Source organism: Serratia sp. S4 (assembly GCF_000347995.1).
Classification (GTDB): domain Bacteria; phylum Pseudomonadota; class Gammaproteobacteria; order Enterobacterales; family Enterobacteriaceae; genus Serratia; species Serratia quinivorans.
Genome location: NZ_KB661120.1, coordinates 20,338 through 35,977 on the forward strand (window position 1 = coordinate 20,338; position 15,640 = coordinate 35,977).

The 15,640-nt window shown below is 57.9% G+C and carries 13 protein-coding genes; 3 read left to right on the forward strand and 10 right to left on the reverse strand.

Annotation, left to right across the window (positions count from 1 at the left end; all coding sequences use genetic code 11):
• The first annotated feature begins 93 nt into the window (after positions 1 to 93).
• Together ibpB and SERS4_RS0100750 are read left to right on the forward strand one after the other, a co-directional pair.
• Positions 94 to 522, forward strand: a complete 429-nt coding sequence (ibpB, locus tag SERS4_RS0100745) for a small heat shock chaperone IbpB (RefSeq protein ID WP_012004522.1) — start codon at positions 94 to 96, stop codon at positions 520 to 522.
• Between the two features lie 167 nt (positions 523 to 689).
• Positions 690 to 2,348 (forward strand): putative transporter, encoded by a 1,659-nt coding sequence (locus tag SERS4_RS0100750; protein WP_017891155.1) that lies wholly within the window; start codon positions 690 to 692, stop codon positions 2,346 to 2,348.
• 54 nt (positions 2,349 to 2,402) lie between these two features.
• On the opposite strand, the gene SERS4_RS0100755 is transcribed toward SERS4_RS0100750, so the two are convergent.
• The 10 genes from SERS4_RS0100755 to SERS4_RS0100805 form a co-directional block, all read right to left on the reverse strand.
• The gene (locus SERS4_RS0100755) at positions 2,403 to 3,656 is read right to left on the reverse strand and encodes a valine--pyruvate transaminase (RefSeq protein ID WP_017891156.1); all 1,254 of its coding nucleotides are present in this window, start codon (positions 3,654 to 3,656) and stop codon (positions 2,403 to 2,405) included.
• Positions 3,657 to 3,790: 134 nt separating this feature from the next.
• Complete coding sequence (locus tag SERS4_RS0100760) at positions 3,791 to 5,857, reverse strand: alpha-amylase (protein WP_017891157.1); 2,067 nt, start codon at positions 5,855 to 5,857, stop codon at positions 3,791 to 3,793.
• 160 nt (positions 5,858 to 6,017) lie between these two features.
• Positions 6,018 to 6,995 (reverse strand): glyoxylate/hydroxypyruvate reductase GhrB, encoded by a 978-nt coding sequence (gene ghrB, locus SERS4_RS0100770; RefSeq protein ID WP_017891159.1) that lies wholly within the window; start codon positions 6,993 to 6,995, stop codon positions 6,018 to 6,020.
• A gap of 104 nt (positions 6,996 to 7,099) precedes the next feature.
• Positions 7,100 to 8,368: an MFS transporter gene (locus tag SERS4_RS0100775; RefSeq protein ID WP_017891160.1), complete on the reverse strand. Its 1,269-nt coding sequence runs from the start codon at positions 8,366 to 8,368 to the stop codon at positions 7,100 to 7,102.
• Positions 8,369 to 8,465: 97 nt separating this feature from the next.
• Positions 8,466 to 9,425: a sugar kinase gene (locus SERS4_RS0100780; RefSeq protein WP_012004532.1), complete on the reverse strand. Its 960-nt coding sequence runs from the start codon at positions 9,423 to 9,425 to the stop codon at positions 8,466 to 8,468.
• A gap of 6 nt (positions 9,426 to 9,431) precedes the next feature.
• Entirely contained in the window at positions 9,432 to 10,184 is a 753-nt protein-coding gene (locus tag SERS4_RS0100785) for a sugar phosphate isomerase/epimerase (protein ID WP_017891161.1), read from the reverse strand.
• A gap of 183 nt (positions 10,185 to 10,367) precedes the next feature.
• Entirely contained in the window at positions 10,368 to 11,384 is a 1,017-nt protein-coding gene (locus tag SERS4_RS0100790; RefSeq protein WP_037410627.1) for a LacI family DNA-binding transcriptional regulator, read from the reverse strand.
• A 137-nt stretch (positions 11,385 to 11,521) separates the two neighbouring features.
• On the reverse strand, positions 11,522 to 12,184 hold the full coding sequence (locus SERS4_RS0100795; RefSeq protein WP_017891163.1) for an OmpA family lipoprotein: 663 nt from the start codon (positions 12,182 to 12,184) through the stop codon (positions 11,522 to 11,524).
• Between the two features lie 268 nt (positions 12,185 to 12,452).
• Complete coding sequence (locus SERS4_RS0100800) at positions 12,453 to 12,911, reverse strand: N-acetyltransferase (RefSeq protein ID WP_017891164.1); 459 nt, start codon at positions 12,909 to 12,911, stop codon at positions 12,453 to 12,455.
• On the reverse strand, positions 12,887 to 13,450 hold the full coding sequence (locus SERS4_RS0100805; RefSeq protein ID WP_017891165.1) for a DNA-3-methyladenine glycosylase I: 564 nt from the start codon (positions 13,448 to 13,450) through the stop codon (positions 12,887 to 12,889). The genes SERS4_RS0100800 and SERS4_RS0100805 overlap by 25 nt, the downstream gene beginning before the upstream one ends.
• Positions 13,451 to 13,648: 198 nt before the next feature.
• Here SERS4_RS0100805 and SERS4_RS0100810 point away from each other — a divergent pair, with 198 nt between their 5' ends.
• Entirely contained in the window at positions 13,649 to 15,637 is a 1,989-nt protein-coding gene (locus tag SERS4_RS0100810) for an autotransporter domain-containing esterase (RefSeq protein ID WP_026142140.1), read from the forward strand.
• The last annotated feature ends 3 nt before the right edge of the window (positions 15,638 to 15,640 follow it).

Here is a 15,640-nt window from a genome sequence, read left to right on the forward strand (position 1 = left end):
TTAGTAAGTGACTGGGGTGAATGAGTGCAGGTAACAACGCCGTAGCTTAAAAGGCGACGGGTAAAATCTCGCTTCATAGAAGGAGTTAATACTATGCGTAATTACGACTTATCCCCACTACTGCGTCAGTGGATCGGCTTTGACAAATTGGCCAGTTCAATGGGTGGCCAGGAGCCGCAAGGGTTCCCGCCATACAACATCGAGAAAAGCGACGATAACCACTACCGCATTTCTCTGGCGCTGGCCGGCTTCAAACAAAGCGAACTGGATATTGAAGTCGAAGGCCCACGCCTGACCGTGCGCGGTAAGCCGACACCGTCGGAAAAACAGGTGGAATATCTGCATCAGGGGTTGGTGTGCAAAGAGTTCGCACTGACCTTCACGCTGGCTGAGCATTTGCAGGTTTCCGAGGCCCAGTTTGAAAATGGCCTGCTGCATATCGATCTGGTGCGTCAGGTACCGGAAGCCCTGCAGCCACAGCGGATCGCCATCGGTACTACGCCAGGGCTGGAAGCCAAATAACCGACTGAGAAACAGTTAAATTTTCAGGGGGAAGTCCTAACGGGCTTCCCCCTTTGCTTTCTGTGGCGCAAGCCACAGTCACCCTTTTCTGCCTGTGCCAAAATCCCTGTTAATTGTGCGTCTTTAACCGCAAACCGGTTGTTAAACTTTTGGCAAGGATGTGACCTATGAGCGAAATCGCCCTGACCGTCAGCATGTTGGCGTTGGTGGCCGTTCTCGGGCTGTGGATGGGTAACTGGAAGATCTATGGGGTGGGGCTGGGCATTGGTGGGGTGCTGTTCGGCGGCATTATCGTTGGGCATTTCGCCCAGAGCTGGCAGCTCAATCTTAATGGCGACATGCTGCATTTCATCCAGGAGTTCGGCCTGATCCTGTTCGTTTACACCATTGGTATTCAGGTCGGTCCGGGGTTTTTCTCCTCCTTGCGGGTGTCCGGGCTACGGCTCAACGGCTTCGCCATTTTACTGGTGCTGGTCGGTGGGTTGGTCGCGGCGGTGGTTCACAAGCTGTTTGCCGTGCCGTTGCCGATTATTCTTGGCGTGTTCTCCGGGGCGGTCACCAATACTCCGGCGCTCGGCGCTGGGCAGCAAATCCTTACCGATTTGGGTTCAGATCCGGCACTGGTTGATCGAATGGGTATGGGTTACGCCATGGCCTATCCGTTTGGCATCTGCGGCATTTTATTGGTGATGTGGCTGATACGCCTGTTTTTCCGCATTAATATCGAGCAAGAGGCGCAGGCGTTTGAAAGCAGCCTGGGCAACCAGCGCGAACTGCTGCATACCATGAACGTGGCGGTGCGTAACCCGAATCTGCAGGGGATGGCTATCAAAAATGTACCGCTGCTGAACGGCGAGGACATCATCTGTTCTCGCCTGAAACGCGGCGATTTGCTGATGGTGCCGGCACCGCTTGAAAAGCTGGAACTGGGCGATTATCTGCATCTGGTGGGCAAGCGCGAAAGCCTGGAAAATGCCCGGCTGGTGATTGGCGAAGAGGTCGACGTCTCGCTGTCAACGCGCGGCACAGAGCTGCAGGTGGTGAGAGCAGTGGTGACCAATGAGAAGGTGCTGGGCAGTAAAATCCGCGATCTGAACCTGAAGCAGAAATACGACGTGGTGATCTCGCGACTCAACCGTTCCGGGGTCGAGCTGGTGGCCGGCAGCAATGTGACGCTGCAATTTGGTGACATCCTCAACCTGGTGGGGCGGCCCGAATCTATCGAGGCGGTGGCGGCGATTGTCGGCAACGCCCAACAGAAGTTGCAGCAGGTGCAAATGCTACCGGTGTTTATCGGAATCGGCCTCGGCGTGCTGTTGGGATCCATCCCGCTGTTTATACCGGGTTTCCCAGCGGCATTGCGTCTGGGGCTGGCCGGTGGCCCACTGGTGGCGGCGCTGATCCTTGGGCGTATTGGCAGCATCGGCAAGCTGTACTGGTTTATGCCGCCCAGTGCCAATCTGGCGCTGCGTGAACTGGGGATAGTGCTGTTTCTGGCGGTGGTCGGGTTGAAGTCGGGCGGTAATTTTGTCGATACGCTGATTAATGGCGAAGGGCTGGCATGGATTGGCTATGGCGTGCTGATTACCGCGATCCCTCTGTTTAGCGTGGGCGTACTGGCGCGGATGGTGGGCAAGATGAACTACCTGACGCTGTCTGGCATGCTGGCAGGGTCAATGACCGATCCGCCGGCGCTGGCCTTCGCTAACGGCCTGCACCCGACCAGCGGCGCTGCCGCGCTGTCTTACGCCACGGTTTATCCTTTGGCGATGTTCCTGCGCATCATGTCGCCACAGTTGCTGGCGGTCTTGTTCTGGGCGATGTAAAAAACTGGGCGATGTAAGACGACGGGGCACCACTTGGGTGCCCCATCTCAACGATCAGCCCGCTTCCTGATGTGCGCGTTCGATCTCTTCCGCCAGGATCGCCACGCCACGCTCAATCTTCTCCGGATCCGGCACGTAGTTCATCCGCATGCACTGATGAGTATGCGGCCATTCATGCTCCAGCCCAGGGAAGAAATAGTGGCCGGGTACCATCAGCACGCCACGTTTTTTCAGGCGCTGATACAGCAATTCAGTGGTAATCGGCAGATCCTTGAACCACAGCCAGAGGAAAATTGCCCCTTCCGGTTTATGGATCAGGCAGCGTTCTGGTGACAGGTAGCGGCGAATGATCTCGATAGTGTGCTCGACGCGCTGTTTGTAGAAGGGCCGGATCACCTCGTTGGACAGGCGCAGCAGGTCACCGCGTTCAATCATTTCCGTTGCCATCGCCGGCCCCATGCTGCCCGGTGACAGGCTAATGATGCCGTTCATGTTGGTCAGGGCACTGATGGTCTTTTCATCGGCAATCACTATGCCGCAGCGCGAACCGGGCAGGCCGAGTTTCGACAGGCTCATGCACAGAATAATATTGGGGTTCCACAGCGGCGTTGCGTCGCTGAAGATAATGCCGGGGAAGGGCACGCCATAGGCGTTATCGATCACCAGCGGAATATTGCGCTGCTGCGCCAGCCGGTCGAGCTTCATCAGCTCTTCGTCGGTGATCACGTTGCCGGTCGGATTGGTCGGGCGTGATACGCAGATCATGCCGATATCATCGCCGATGTTCAGGTGTTCGAAATCAACGTGATACTTGAACTGGCCTTCTGGCAGCAATTCGATGTTGGGTTTGGCCGAGACAAACAGCCCTTCGTCCAACCCGGCATCGGCATAGCCGATATATTCCGGCGCCAGCGGGAACAGCACGCGGCGGCGGCTGCCGTCGGCATAGCGGCCGGCAAACAGGTTAAACAAGTAGAAAAACGCGCTCTGACTGCCATTTGTCAGTGCAATATTCTGTGGAGAGATCTGCCAGCCCAGCTCGTCGCGCAGCAATTTGGCCAGTGCTTTCAGCAGGGCGTCTTTGCCCTGCGGGCCGTCATAGTTACACAGCGCCTCGGTCAGTTTGCCCTGGTCGAGCATGTCCTGACACAGCTGTTTGAAGTAGCTTTCCATCTCTGGAATTTGCGCCGGATTGCCGCCGCCGAGCATGATGGCACCGGGGGTGCGCAGGCCTTCGTTCAGGTCATCCATTAAACGGGTAATGCCCGCGTAACGGGTAAATTTGTCGCCGAAAAGTGAAAAAGTCATAGGTGCAGCTGTATTATTTTTAGCAGGTAATTCCCCACCATACCGCCTGTCAATTTCCGACGCAATGCGGTTCATAAAACAGCCACCGGGAGTAAACTTCGCCCGATGGCCATTTCCCAGCATATCGCGCTGAATTATTGTGACCGATCGCCGACCCACACCACCATCACCTTATCGTCGCCGAGCCGACGGCTGAAGGCGTAGTATTGCGCCGTTTGTTGCGACTGCTGTTCACCCGCACCGATTGCCGGGTGACGAGCGCGGAATTGGCCCAGCCGCTGCCAGTGCGCCAGCAGTGGGGCTTTGTCGCCCTGCAGCTCACTCCAGTTCATATCGGAACGGGTGCCCTGCAACGGGTCTGAGCCACTCGGGCCAAGCTGACGGCCACTTTCATCACCGTAGTAAATTTGTACCGCGCCCGGGGCCAGCAGCAGCAGGTCGGCGGCACGCTGCTGCAGCGCCAGCGACCCTTTGGCATCACTGGCAAAGAACAGCCGGGTATCGTGCGAAGAGATGTAGCTCAACACGTTGAAATCCTGCAACTTGTCGGCCATCTGTTGATAGGTGGCGTCGATGCTGGAGAAGCAGCTCAGCGCCTGCGACGCCTGATCCTGGAAATCAAAATTGATCATCGCGTCGAAGCCGTTCTGGTAATAGTCACTTTTCATCACGCCATGGCCCCAGGCTTCACCGGTCATCCAGAATGGGGCGTTATCCAGTGCCTGTTGCGGATGAGCGGCTTTCCACTCGGCCAACGCCGCCGTGGCACGTTGTTTCAGCAGCGCCAGCGTCGGTTTCTCCACGTGTTTGGCAGTGTCGACGCGAAAGCCGTCAATGCCGTAATCGCGTACCCATTGGCTGAGCCAGGTAGTCAGGTAGTCGCGGGTAGTCGCACCGGGAATTTCGTGCGCAGCGCTGTCGGGTTTATGGCGATAAAACAGCGGCAGACCGCTGGCGCCGGGCGCTTCAGTTTTGATGTCCGGGAGGAAGGCCAGCGACATGGTGAGGTCGTCATAGCCCGGTGGATCGTAGTCGCCGATATCGGTGCGGATCCAGTTTTTGCCCCACCAGGCGTCCCAACCGGCCTTATCGCTGAAGTTGATGTAATCGTTGAAGCTGTGCCAGTTTTGTCCTGTACCCGGCCGCCAGTCGCCCCAGTTTTTACCCAGTGTTTTTTCGATCTCTGCACCTTTCAGATACAGCGAGCCGAACTGGAAGGTCTGCATATCCGCCAGCGTGGCGTAACCGACGTGATTCACCACCACGTCAAACAGAATGCGGATACCACGCTGGTGCGCTTGCTCGACCAGCGTGCGCAGATCTTGCTCGCTGCCCATGTTGGCATCGAGCCGGGTCCAGTCCAGCGCGTAGTATCCGTGATAGGCATAATGCGGGAAGTCGCCCTTGGTGCCGCCGCCAACCCAGCCGTGGATCTGCTCCAGCGGCGAACTGATCCACAGCGCATTGACGCCGAGCTGTTGCAGATAATCGAGCTTTTTCGTCAGGCCGGCCAAATCGCCGCCGTGGAAGGTGCCTATCTCCTGCATGCCGTCGCTGCGGCGGCCGTAGCTGTGGTCGTTGGCCGGGTTGCCGTTTTCAAAGCGATCGGTGAGGGCGAAGTAGACCGTGGCGTTGTGCCAGTTGAACGGCGCGGCTTTCTCGCTGCTTGCCGACTCCAGCAACAGTAACCCCCCGCTGCCTGCGGCCGGTTGCAGGGTGACTTTGCCCTGGCTGACCTTGGTCGTTTGGCCAGAATAGAAATCACGTACCGTTTCACCTTCGGCAAAGGTCGCCGCCACGTCAAGAGTGACCGGCAAGCCGTCCCAGCGTGGGCAGATGCGTGCTACCGCAGCGGCGGCGATTTCCGGTGCGGTTTTCAGGCTGAGCTGCAACGTTGGTGTACCGCTGCGGGTGTCGATGCGCACCTGATATTCGCCTGCGCGGAACAACCGCCAGTTAACCGGTGGGTTATCGCCGCAAGGTTGCAGTGACAGGGCTTGATTCAGTTTGGCCGCCGTGGTCGGCTGCCAGCACTGTTGGTTTTGGTAAATCTTCAGCGGCAGTTCGCCCTTGGCCAACGTGGCGTGGCTGGTGAACAAGCCGCTGGCGGACTCGTCAAAGGTCGGGAAGCTTTGCAGCGTCCAGCTCGCCATTGCCGCCGGTGACAGCAGCATCAACAGGGGAAGGGTCAGGCGTTTCATGGCTCTCCTTACGCGTGGCAGGAAGCGTTTTTCTTGTAGGGTAATGCCCAGTGTGACCAACGATAAAAAAATAGCCTCATCCCAACAGATAATTTTCCGGGAGGAGAAGGCGGGGGGAGAGGGATGGAACGAAATGGGCGGCGGGCGCCGCCCTTCATGACTATTTCTTCAGCAGTTGCGGATTAACACAGTTTTCTTTGACCGTGCCGGTCAGGGCGGCAATCAGGTTGTCGACGGCACATTCGGCCATGCCATAGCGGGTCTCATGGGTCGCAGAACCGATATGCGGCAGTGCCACTACGTTTGGCAGCGTCAGCAGCGGAGAAGACACCGGCAGCGGCTCTTTTTCGAACACGTCCAGCCCGGCGGCATGGATGGTCCCGTTCTGCAGCGCTTCTATCAGCGCGGCTTCGTCCACCACCGGGCCACGACCGGCGTTGATCAGGATGCCGCTCTTTTTCATTTTCGCCAGTTGGTCACGGCTGATCATATGGAAGGTTTCATCCGTCAGCGGCAGCGTAATACAGATGAAATCGGATTCAGCCAATAGCGTATCCAGGTCACAGCGGCGGGCGTTAAAACGTTGCTCGGCTTCTTCGTGCGTGCGGCGGGCGTTATACAACACCGGCATGCCGAAGCCGAAGTGCGCACGTTGCGCCAGCGCCAGGCCAATTCGGCCCATCCCGAGAATGCCGATGGTTTTGTGATGTACATCGGTGCCAAACCAGTCGGCCCCAATGCTGCCCTGCCATTCGCCGGCCTTTACCCGTTCGGCCACTTCCACCACCCGGCGCGCTGTCGCCAGCACCAGACTCATGATGGTATCGGCGACGGTTTCGGTCAGCACGGTAGGGGTATGCATCAGCAGCACGTTATGGGCATTAAGCGCGTCGACGTCGAAATTGTCGTAACCGACGGAAATGGTTGAGGCCGCACGCAGTTTTGGCGCCTGCTGCAGGAAAGCCTCATCAATTTTACCGCCGGAACCGATGATCCCTTCCGCCTGTTGCAACGCCTGGCGCAGCTCATCGTGGTTATCCGGGGTCAGGCCGTCGAAGGCGTGCACGGTGAAGTGCTGTTCCAGTCGTTCACGCAGGTCGGCGGGGATGTTTTTGTATAAAACGATAGAAGGCTTCATCACGAACTCCAGCAAGCTAACGATTAGGACGTTGGGGATCCAACATAACATAAAGCAAAAAGGGTGAAGGGCGTAGCGCCCGTCACCCCGGTCATTCAGGTAGATCAGGCCAGTTGTGGCTGGGCCTCGTTGCGAGCGGGTTTGACGACCAGCGTCAGCACCACCGCCGCCAGCAGGGCAATGGCCATAAACATATAAGAAGCCGCCGGGCTACCGGTAGCGCCGTTCAGATAACCGACAAACCACGAGCCGAAGAAGGAGCCCAGCGCACCCATGCTGTTGATCAGTGCCATAGCGCCACCGGCAACGTTTTTCGGCAGCATTTCAGGAATGATGGCGAAGAAAGGCCCATAAGGGGCATACATAGCGGCTCCGGCAATCACCAACAGGGTGTAAGAGACCCAGAAATGGTTGGCGCCGACGGCGTAAGAGCCGAAGAAAGCCAGCGCGCCAATCAGCAACAGCGGCCAGACGAACAGCTTACGGTTTTGCATTTTGTCGGAGGCCCAGGACACCAGGATCATGGCGATAGTCGCCGCCAGGTAAGGCACCGCCGAAAGCCAGCCGGCTTCCACCATACCCATCTGCATGCCGCTGCGCAGGATGGAGGGCAACCACAGCACGAAGCCATACACGCCAATACTCCAGGCAAAGTACTGTGCGCACAGCAAAATAACGTTGCGTGAACGGAAGGCTTCACCGTAGTTACGCACCGCTTTAATGCCTTTTTGTTCTTCTTCCAGCTGTTGCTGCAACGCCTGCTTTTCATTGTCGCTCAGCCATTTGGCCTGGGCGGGTTTGTCTTTGGCCAGCACCCACCAGCAGAATGCCCAGATCACCGCCGGAATGCCTTCAAAGATGAACATTTCACGCCAGCCGTAGGCGTGGATCAGGTAGCCGGAAACCACCGACATCCACAGCACCGTGACCGGGTTGCCGAGGATCAGGAAGGTATTGGCGCGTGAGCGTTCTGATTTGGTGAACCAGTTGCTGATGTAAATCAGCATCGCCGGCATGACCGCGGCTTCCACCACGCCGAGGATAAAGCGGATAGCGGCCAGCATGGGGATATTACTGACCATGCCGGTCAGTGAGGCGCAGGCCCCCCACAGGATCAGGCACCAGAAAATCAGTTTTTTAACGCTGCGGCGTTCGGCATAGATAGCGCCGGGGATCTGGAAAAAGAAATAGCCGAGGAAAAACAGCGCGCCCAGCAGCGAGGACATGCCCTTGGTGATGCCCAGATCGTCATTAATGCCGGCGGCCGAAGCAAAGCTGAAGTTGGCGCGGTCGAGATAGGCCAGGCTGTAGGTGATAAACACGATGGGCATGATGTACCACCAGCGTTTAGCCGCGATAGTCGCTTTGTTCATGTTCAGATTCCTCAGTGTTCTCTCAACGCGTCCTGGTTGTAGGGCCAGAGGTACACGTCATGTGGAGAAGTCGGTTAACCGATTATGTTTGTTATATTTATTCAGCCAGTGCTGCGCGGGTCGGCAAGCCTTCGCTGTCGCCGATGGCCTGGATCGCCAGCGAGCCGATTTTGTTACCGCGTTGAACCGCCTGTTTCAGCGTTTTGCCTTCCAGCAGGGCGCTAAGGGTGCCGACGGCAAAACCGTCGCCTGCCCCCACGGTGTCCACTACGTTGTCGACTTTAATGGCGGCTACGGCCGCCTGGTCGCCGGCGGCGGTTTTAAACCAGGCGCCGTCCGGGCCGGTTTTGATAATCACCGCCTGTACGCCGCGCTCCAGGTAAAAATCGGCAATGCCTTCCGGCGTTGATTGGCCGGTGAGGATTTGCCCTTCTTTCAGCCCCGGCAGCACCCAGTCGGCGGCAAATGCCAGCTTATTGAGCTGTTCGATCATCACCTGTTGGCTGGACCACAGCACCGGACGCAAATTAGGGTCGAACGAAATGGTTTTACCCATCGCACGCATCTCACGTGCGGCATGGTGACACAGCGCCAGCGACTGACCGGACAGGGCCGCCGCTACGCCGCTCAGGTGCAGATGGCGAGCGGAACCGAAGTATTCGCGGTTGAAATCGTCCACTGAAAGATGACTGGCCGCCGAACCTTTGCGGAAATACTCCACCTTGGGATCGGTACCATCCGTGGTTTTAGATTTGATCTGAAAACCGGTCGGATAATTGCCGTCTACCGTTACCTGCTGGGCGTTAATGCCTTCTTTTTTCAATTGTTGCAGGGCGAAGCGGCCGAAACTGTCATTGCCGACGCGGCTGACCCAGCCGACGTTCAGGCCCAGACGTGCCAGACCGATCGCCACGTTCAGTTCGGCACCGGCAATGCGTTTGGTGAAGGTTTCCACTTCCGCCATATCGCCGGTTTGGCTTGCCACGAACATGGCCATGGCTTCACCCAGGGTGACGACGTCCAATGGTGCGCTATGCGCGGCTGTCAGCGTTGTCATGATGTTTTACTCCGCACGCAGCAGGTTAACGTAGTAGCGGGTTACGTCTTCCAGACTGTCACCCTGTAATGGGAATTCAATGCCACGTGGAACATCCTGCGGCAGACGGGTCAGCAACTCACGCCATTTACCGTCACTGTCATCCAGCGCCACGGCACGCCAGCCTTTCAGGCTATGAGTGGCGGCTTTAACGTGAACGTAGCTGACGTGGCGGGCCAGGCGCTCGGCGGCGGCGAAGGCGTCTTGGCCCACCCAGTGCCAGTTGGCCATATCGAAAGTCATGCTGACCGGCAGACGGTTATCTTCCGCCGCGTGGAAAAAGGCGTTCAGCAGTGACAGAATGCCGCAGTCCGGGGTCTGGTCATTTTCCACCACCAGGCTGACCGGATGCTGCTCCAGTGCCACTTTCAGTTCGGTAAAATCGAAGCCTGGCTGGTAATGGCCCAGGGATAATTTTAACTGGCGTGCGTTCAGCGTCTGGGCTTCCGCCAGCAGTGCAGGCAGATTTGGGTTCAGCGTATGCTGCGGGGTAAACAGGGCTTCAGGTGCGGAATAAACGGCAAACAGTTGCTGCTGTTCGATGGCCTGAGCCAGAGCCGGCAGGGCCTCTAGATCCTGAGCAGAAAACAGTTCGCGGCGAATTTCTACGCCGTCGGCACCTGCACCGGCGATAATCGGCAGTAAAGCGGCCTGGCCACCGAGCTGCTGGACGGTATCGGTGCCATAGGCGCCGGTCACTATGATAATTTCTCTGGTCATTTTTGCTCCTGAGGTGGTGTCAGTCCCACCGATACTGTTAACCACACGTTAAATGGTACCGGTTCCAGACAAAAGCGACAGAGTGTAAAAATATGATCGCAGTCACGAACCTGAGCAAAAAATAGTCTGGATACTGCGATGTAAGGGGCGCACAGCTCGCGCCCCTGCGGGAAAAGGGAGAGATTATCGGGTGGTGGAGCCGCGCACGATCAGTTCACCGGGGAACATCTGTTCGCTGATGGGGGTATTCAGGCCCTGAATACGTTGCACCAGTTGCTCCAGCGCGGCATGGCCCATTTGATAGGTGGGCTGTTTCAGGGTAGTGATGCCCACCCCAGCCAGTTCGGCCCATTCCAGTTCGTCAAAGCCCAGCAGGCCGATATCGCTGCCCCACTGGATACCCAATCGGCGCATGGCGCGTGCCACCTGCAGCGTCAGGGCACCATTAGCGGAAATCACCGCCTTGCGCATACCGCGATGGCGAGCGTTAAAGTCGTGGATCACGCCTTCCAGCTGCTTAACGTCGTTAAGCGGAGTTTCGGCCTGTTCGGCCAACAGTCCGGCATGTTGCGCCATGGTCTGGTTAAAGGCGTGCAGCCTTTCCAGGCGGGTATTGACCGTGCCGATTGGCTCGCTGAGAAACAAAATGGCTTCGAAACCCTGTTGCAGCAGGTGTTCCGTGGCGACGGTGGCCGCTTCGTGATTGTTGAGGCCCACCACATCGCAGGCGAAATCAGAGATTTTGCGGTCAATAAGCACCATCGGCAGCATCGATTGTTGCAGGGTCGACAGCGCCTCTTCGCGCATACCGACGGCATTGACCACGATGCCCTCTACCCGGTAACTGCTAAGCAATTGCAGGTAGTGCTGTTCCTGATTGACCTCGTTATTGGTATTACACACCAGCAGGGTAAAACCGTGTTGGCGGCAGGCCGCTTCGATACCGCGCATTACGTCCACCGAGTAGGGATTGGTGATGTCGGCGATGATCAGGCCAATCAGCCGCGTTTGGCCGCCCTTCAGGCTGCGTGCCATCTGGCTGGGCCGATAGTCGAGCTGGTGGATCGCCTGTTCGATGCGCTGTTTGAGATCGTCAGAAAGCAGGTGCTGCTCACCATTGAGATAGCGCGATACGCTGGTTTTACCCGTCTTGGCGGTTTTCGCCACATCGCTGATGGTGGCCCGCCCCGAGGCGCGAATTGCCTTAACACTGCTCACAGCCGATCTCCCCTGTGGTTAATTGCCAAGGAGACTAACACACCCGGCGCAGAGCCGGAATGCCCAATGGCGGAGCGGCGGGGGACAGGAAGTGGCGGGGCAGAGCGCCCCGCACGGGATTACTGCAGCGGGCTGAGGGTGATTTCAACGCGGCGGTTTTGCGCCTTGCCTTCCGTGGTGCTGTTGGAGGCGATTGGGTTGTCCGGACCGGCACCTGAGGTGCGGACGCGGTTGGCCGCAACACCCTGGGTGATCAGCGCGCTACCGACGCCGTCGGCACGTTGCTGCGACAGGGTCATGTTCAGCGCACGGGAACCGGTGCTGTCGGTGTAGCCGATGATGTTAACCGCCGTTTTCGGGTATTCCTTCAACACCATGGCCACGCCGGTCAGGGTATTGGCACCCGCCGGTTTCAGGGTAGCGCTGCTGCTGTCGAAGGTGACGTTATTTGGCATGTTCAGCACGATATTGTCGCCCTGACGAGTCACGCTAACGCCGGTACCTTTCATTTTGTCGCGCAGTTTGGCTTCCTGCACGTCCATGTAATAACCGGCACCGCCGCCCAGTGCTGCACCGGCAGCGGCACCAATCAGTGCGCCTTTGCCGCGGTCTTTTTTCGACGAGGACAGCATGCCGACGCCTGCGCCCAATGCCGCGCCGATCCCTGCGCCAATGCCGGATTTTCCGGCTTCAGATTCCCCGGTGTACGGGTTGGTGGTACAGGCTGACAGCGTGAGCGCAAGGCTCACCGCGCCGGCAATAATCGCAATGCGTTTATTCATGTTTTTTCCTTTGTGGCATCAGAATCTGTGTGCGTCGGTCCAATCTCGGGGACGCTAAAAAAACCGTTGGCCGCCTGGCACGCCAGGTTGCGGCGCTACTATGACGCGTATCTCCTCCGGCAGTTCCGGAAAAAAACGTGACAAATTATAAGCGGCTCACGGGCTGCGCTTGTTATCCGGTAAAACGGAGGGGAATACCATGCAGCGGATTCTGAATTGAACGCACCCCGGTGCGGAGTGCGCTGTTTTTAGCCAGAAGTGACAAGAATCAAACGCTGGCGGCCCAGTTCATGAGCAACGTATAGGCTTGAGTTTCTTCATTTAACAGGCGCTGTGTTACCTGGAAACCCTGCTTGTGGTAGAACGCGCAGGCGCGCAGATTCTCCTGATACACTTCCAGGCTCAGCTGGGGATAGCGTTGTTGTACGTGCGCCATCAGCGCCTGTCCGACGCCGCGACCGTGAAACGCCTGTTCAACAAACAGCGCGCCAATGAAGCGCTGATCCAACACGCTAATGAAGCCGACGATCTCCCCCTCATGCCAATACGCCCAACTGTGCGCTCGCGGCAGGTAGTTTTCCCGTACCAGCGTTGCGCTTTCCCGCCAGTAGCTTTCCTTCACGAACGGATGGGCGGCGATGGTGCTGGGCAACCACAGGGCCATCAGCCGCGGCAGATCGGCCGGGCCGCAAGGGTGGATCGCTACGGCTTTGGGTAGCAGAGGCATCCGGTCAGATGATCGTTCACCAGCCCGCTGGCCTGCATAAAGGCATAACAGGTGGTGGATCCGATAAATTTGAAGCCGCGCTTTTTCAGCGCCTTGGACATGGCGTCCGAGCGTTCGGTTTTCGCCGGTACTTCGCTCAATTGTTGCCAACGGTTGAGCAGTGGCTTGCCGTCGACAAAGGTCCAGATAAAGCTGACGAAGTCTTCACCGGCTGCTTCCATCGCCAGATAGGCCCTGGCGTTGGCAATGATGGCCTCGATTTTGCCCCGGTGGCGGATGATACCGCTGTCCTGCAGCAGCGTTTCCACCTCTTGTTCGCTGATGGCCGCCACCCGGTGTGGATCGAAGTTGTGGAAGGCACGACGGTAGTTTTCACGTTTCTTTAGCACGGTGATCCAGGACAGTCCGGCCTGTTGCCCTTCCAGACACAGCATTTCGAACAGTTCACGCGCATCGGTAGTCGGTGCGCCCCATTCCTTGTCGTGATACTCGAGATATAACGGATCTGCCGTCACCCAACCGCAACGTTCGTTGATCATACTGACTGTCCTTGTGCTGTGTTTATTTACAGTAAGCATCGCCCGAAGTTGCGAACTTGGCAAGCCCCTGATTGTTTTATCAACGACCGGCTTGACGTGGCGAAAAAGCCAGCAATATTTACTAGATGGCCGGTAGCCAAAAAGGCCAATGATAAAAATGTATTTTCCTTCATTTGCTTGGCTCTCAGGAGTCTGTTCATGCCTCTAAAAATAACTCGTATGCCCCGCCCGGCGGTGCTTGCAGTGGCAATATTATGCAGTATGACGACCTCAGCGCTGGCCTACGACCAACTCTACGTCTTCGGCGACAGTCTGAGCGACACCGGCAACAATGGCCGCTTTACCTACGACAGCAATAAACATCTGTTATACGACGAAGTGCTGGCGCAACGTATTGGTGCCGCGCTGGTGGCATCGGATAACGGCGGTGACAACTATGCCGCGGGTGGTGGCGTGGCGGTACCGGCGCTTAACCCGGCGGATAACACTCAGGATCAGGTGCAGAGCTACCTCAACCGGGTCAATGGCCGGGCCGACGGTGATGGGCTGTATATTCACTGGATTGGCGGCAACGACCTGGCGGCGGCGGCGTTAAATCCGACGACTGCGCCGGGAGTGGCCTACAACAGTGCGGCCGCCGCTGCAGCGCAGGTTCACTCGTTGTTAAATGCCGGTGCCGGAACGGTGATTGTCCCGACGGTGCCGAATATTGGCTCTACGCCGCAGCTGATGGAGCTGATTATCCAGCAGGCGCTGACGCCGGTGCAAAACGCGGCAGTGCAGGCGGCCTACGCCACCCTGAATTCGCTGGCGACCCCGGACAATGACTCGCGAACTCAGGCCATCCACCAGGCGCTGACGGCCGCTGCGGCGCAGGGCAGTGCCATACCGCAGGTGCAGCAGGCGATTGCCGCACAGCTGATTGCCGCCTTTGACAGCCTGAGTGCTCAGGCCGGGCAACTGACCGATTTTTATAACCAGAACGAAGACCGCCTGCTGGCACAGGGCAGCGGTAATATCGTTCGGGTTGATGTCAACAAACTGTTTAGCGAGGCGATTGCCAATCCGACGCAGTTTGGCTTTACCAATACCGCCGGCATGGCCTGCCCGCCGGGCGTCTCTTCTGCGGTGTGCAGCTCCACCATGCCGGGTTTTGACAGCAGCCAATCCTATCTGTTTGCCGATCATTTCCACCCCAGCCCGCAGGCACATCAACTGATCGCCGATTATATTCAGGCGGTGCTGGACGGCCCGGCGCAGGTGGTGGCGCTGAATCAGGCGACGGCGGCCATGGCGCGTGATAGCCGCGCTACCCTCGACAGCCGTTTCCAACAGTTGCGCAATGGCGGCAATCCGCAAGGGGCGCTGGGCGTGTTCGGCGGTTATGCCGGACAACACTATGACTATTCTGCCAATCTGGCGGCAGGTGACGGCAACGCCACCACCCATAATCTGACGGTCGGGGTGGATTACCAGTTGACCGACGGTTGGCTGATCGGTGCGCTGATTTCCGGCTCCAATGACGATCAGCAGCCTTCCAGCCGCTACGACTATAAGGCGCGTGGCCTGCTGTTCTCGGCCTTTACCGCCCTGGATGTGTTTGAGCACGGTTGGGTGAATGCCGATCTGCACTACGCGACGATGGACTACGATGATATTCGCCGCAGCATGCAGCTAGGGTCGTTAACCCGCACCGAAACCGGCAGCACCGATGGCAAGCAGTGGGGCGCGCGGGTCACCGCCGGTTATGACTTCCCCGTGACCTCCTACCTGACCACCGGGCCGATGGCGCAGTTCGCCTGGGATTACAGTAACGTCTCCGGTTACAGCGAGGACGGCAACGACAGCACCGCCATGAGGTTTAACGACCAGAACTATCATTCGCAGATTGGTGCGCTGGGCTGGCGGTTAGACAGCAATTTCGGCCTGTTTAACCCGTACGCCGAGGTGAGCTATCAGCATCAGTTTGGCGATGATGTCTATCGGGCCGGCGGCGGCCTGAAGTCCACCCAGACCTCTTTTACCCGCGACAGCGCCAATCAGGATAAAAACTGGGTGGATGTGACCCTGGGAGCGAACATGCCGCTGACCGATCAGGTGGCTGCGTTCGCCACCGTTTCGCAGACCGGCGGCCTGAGCAGCGGCGAACAGTTTATGTATAACGTCGGCGTCAGTGCGCGGTTTTGAGTG

Bases quoted from the DNA above. Each gene is read 5' to 3' on its own strand.
- SERS4_RS0100755 (WP_017891156.1), bottom strand. From the start codon at position 3,656: ATGACTTTTTCACTTTTCGGCGACAAATTTACCCGTTACGCGGGCATT.
- ibpB (WP_012004522.1), top strand. From the start codon at position 94: ATGCGTAATTACGACTTATCCCCACTACTGCGTCAGTGGATCGGCTTT.
- SERS4_RS0100785 (WP_017891161.1), bottom strand. From the start codon at position 10,184: ATGACCAGAGAAATTATCATAGTGACCGGCGCCTATGGCACCGATACC.
- SERS4_RS0100810 (WP_026142140.1), top strand. From the start codon at position 13,649: ATGCCTCTAAAAATAACTCGTATGCCCCGCCCGGCGGTGCTTGCAGTG.
- SERS4_RS0100800 (WP_017891164.1), bottom strand. From the start codon at position 12,911: ATGCCTCTGCTACCCAAAGCCGTAGCGATCCACCCTTGCGGCCCGGCC.
- SERS4_RS0100805 (WP_017891165.1), bottom strand. From the start codon at position 13,450: ATGATCAACGAACGTTGCGGTTGGGTGACGGCAGATCCGTTATATCTC.
- SERS4_RS0100760 (WP_017891157.1), bottom strand. From the start codon at position 5,857: ATGAAACGCCTGACCCTTCCCCTGTTGATGCTGCTGTCACCGGCGGCA.
- SERS4_RS0100780 (WP_012004532.1), bottom strand. From the start codon at position 9,425: ATGACAACGCTGACAGCCGCGCATAGCGCACCATTGGACGTCGTCACC.
- SERS4_RS0100795 (WP_017891163.1), bottom strand. From the start codon at position 12,184: ATGAATAAACGCATTGCGATTATTGCCGGCGCGGTGAGCCTTGCGCTC.
- SERS4_RS0100750 (WP_017891155.1), top strand. From the start codon at position 690: ATGAGCGAAATCGCCCTGACCGTCAGCATGTTGGCGTTGGTGGCCGTT.
- ghrB (WP_017891159.1), bottom strand. From the start codon at position 6,995: ATGAAGCCTTCTATCGTTTTATACAAAAACATCCCCGCCGACCTGCGT.
- SERS4_RS0100775 (WP_017891160.1), bottom strand. From the start codon at position 8,368: ATGAACAAAGCGACTATCGCGGCTAAACGCTGGTGGTACATCATGCCC.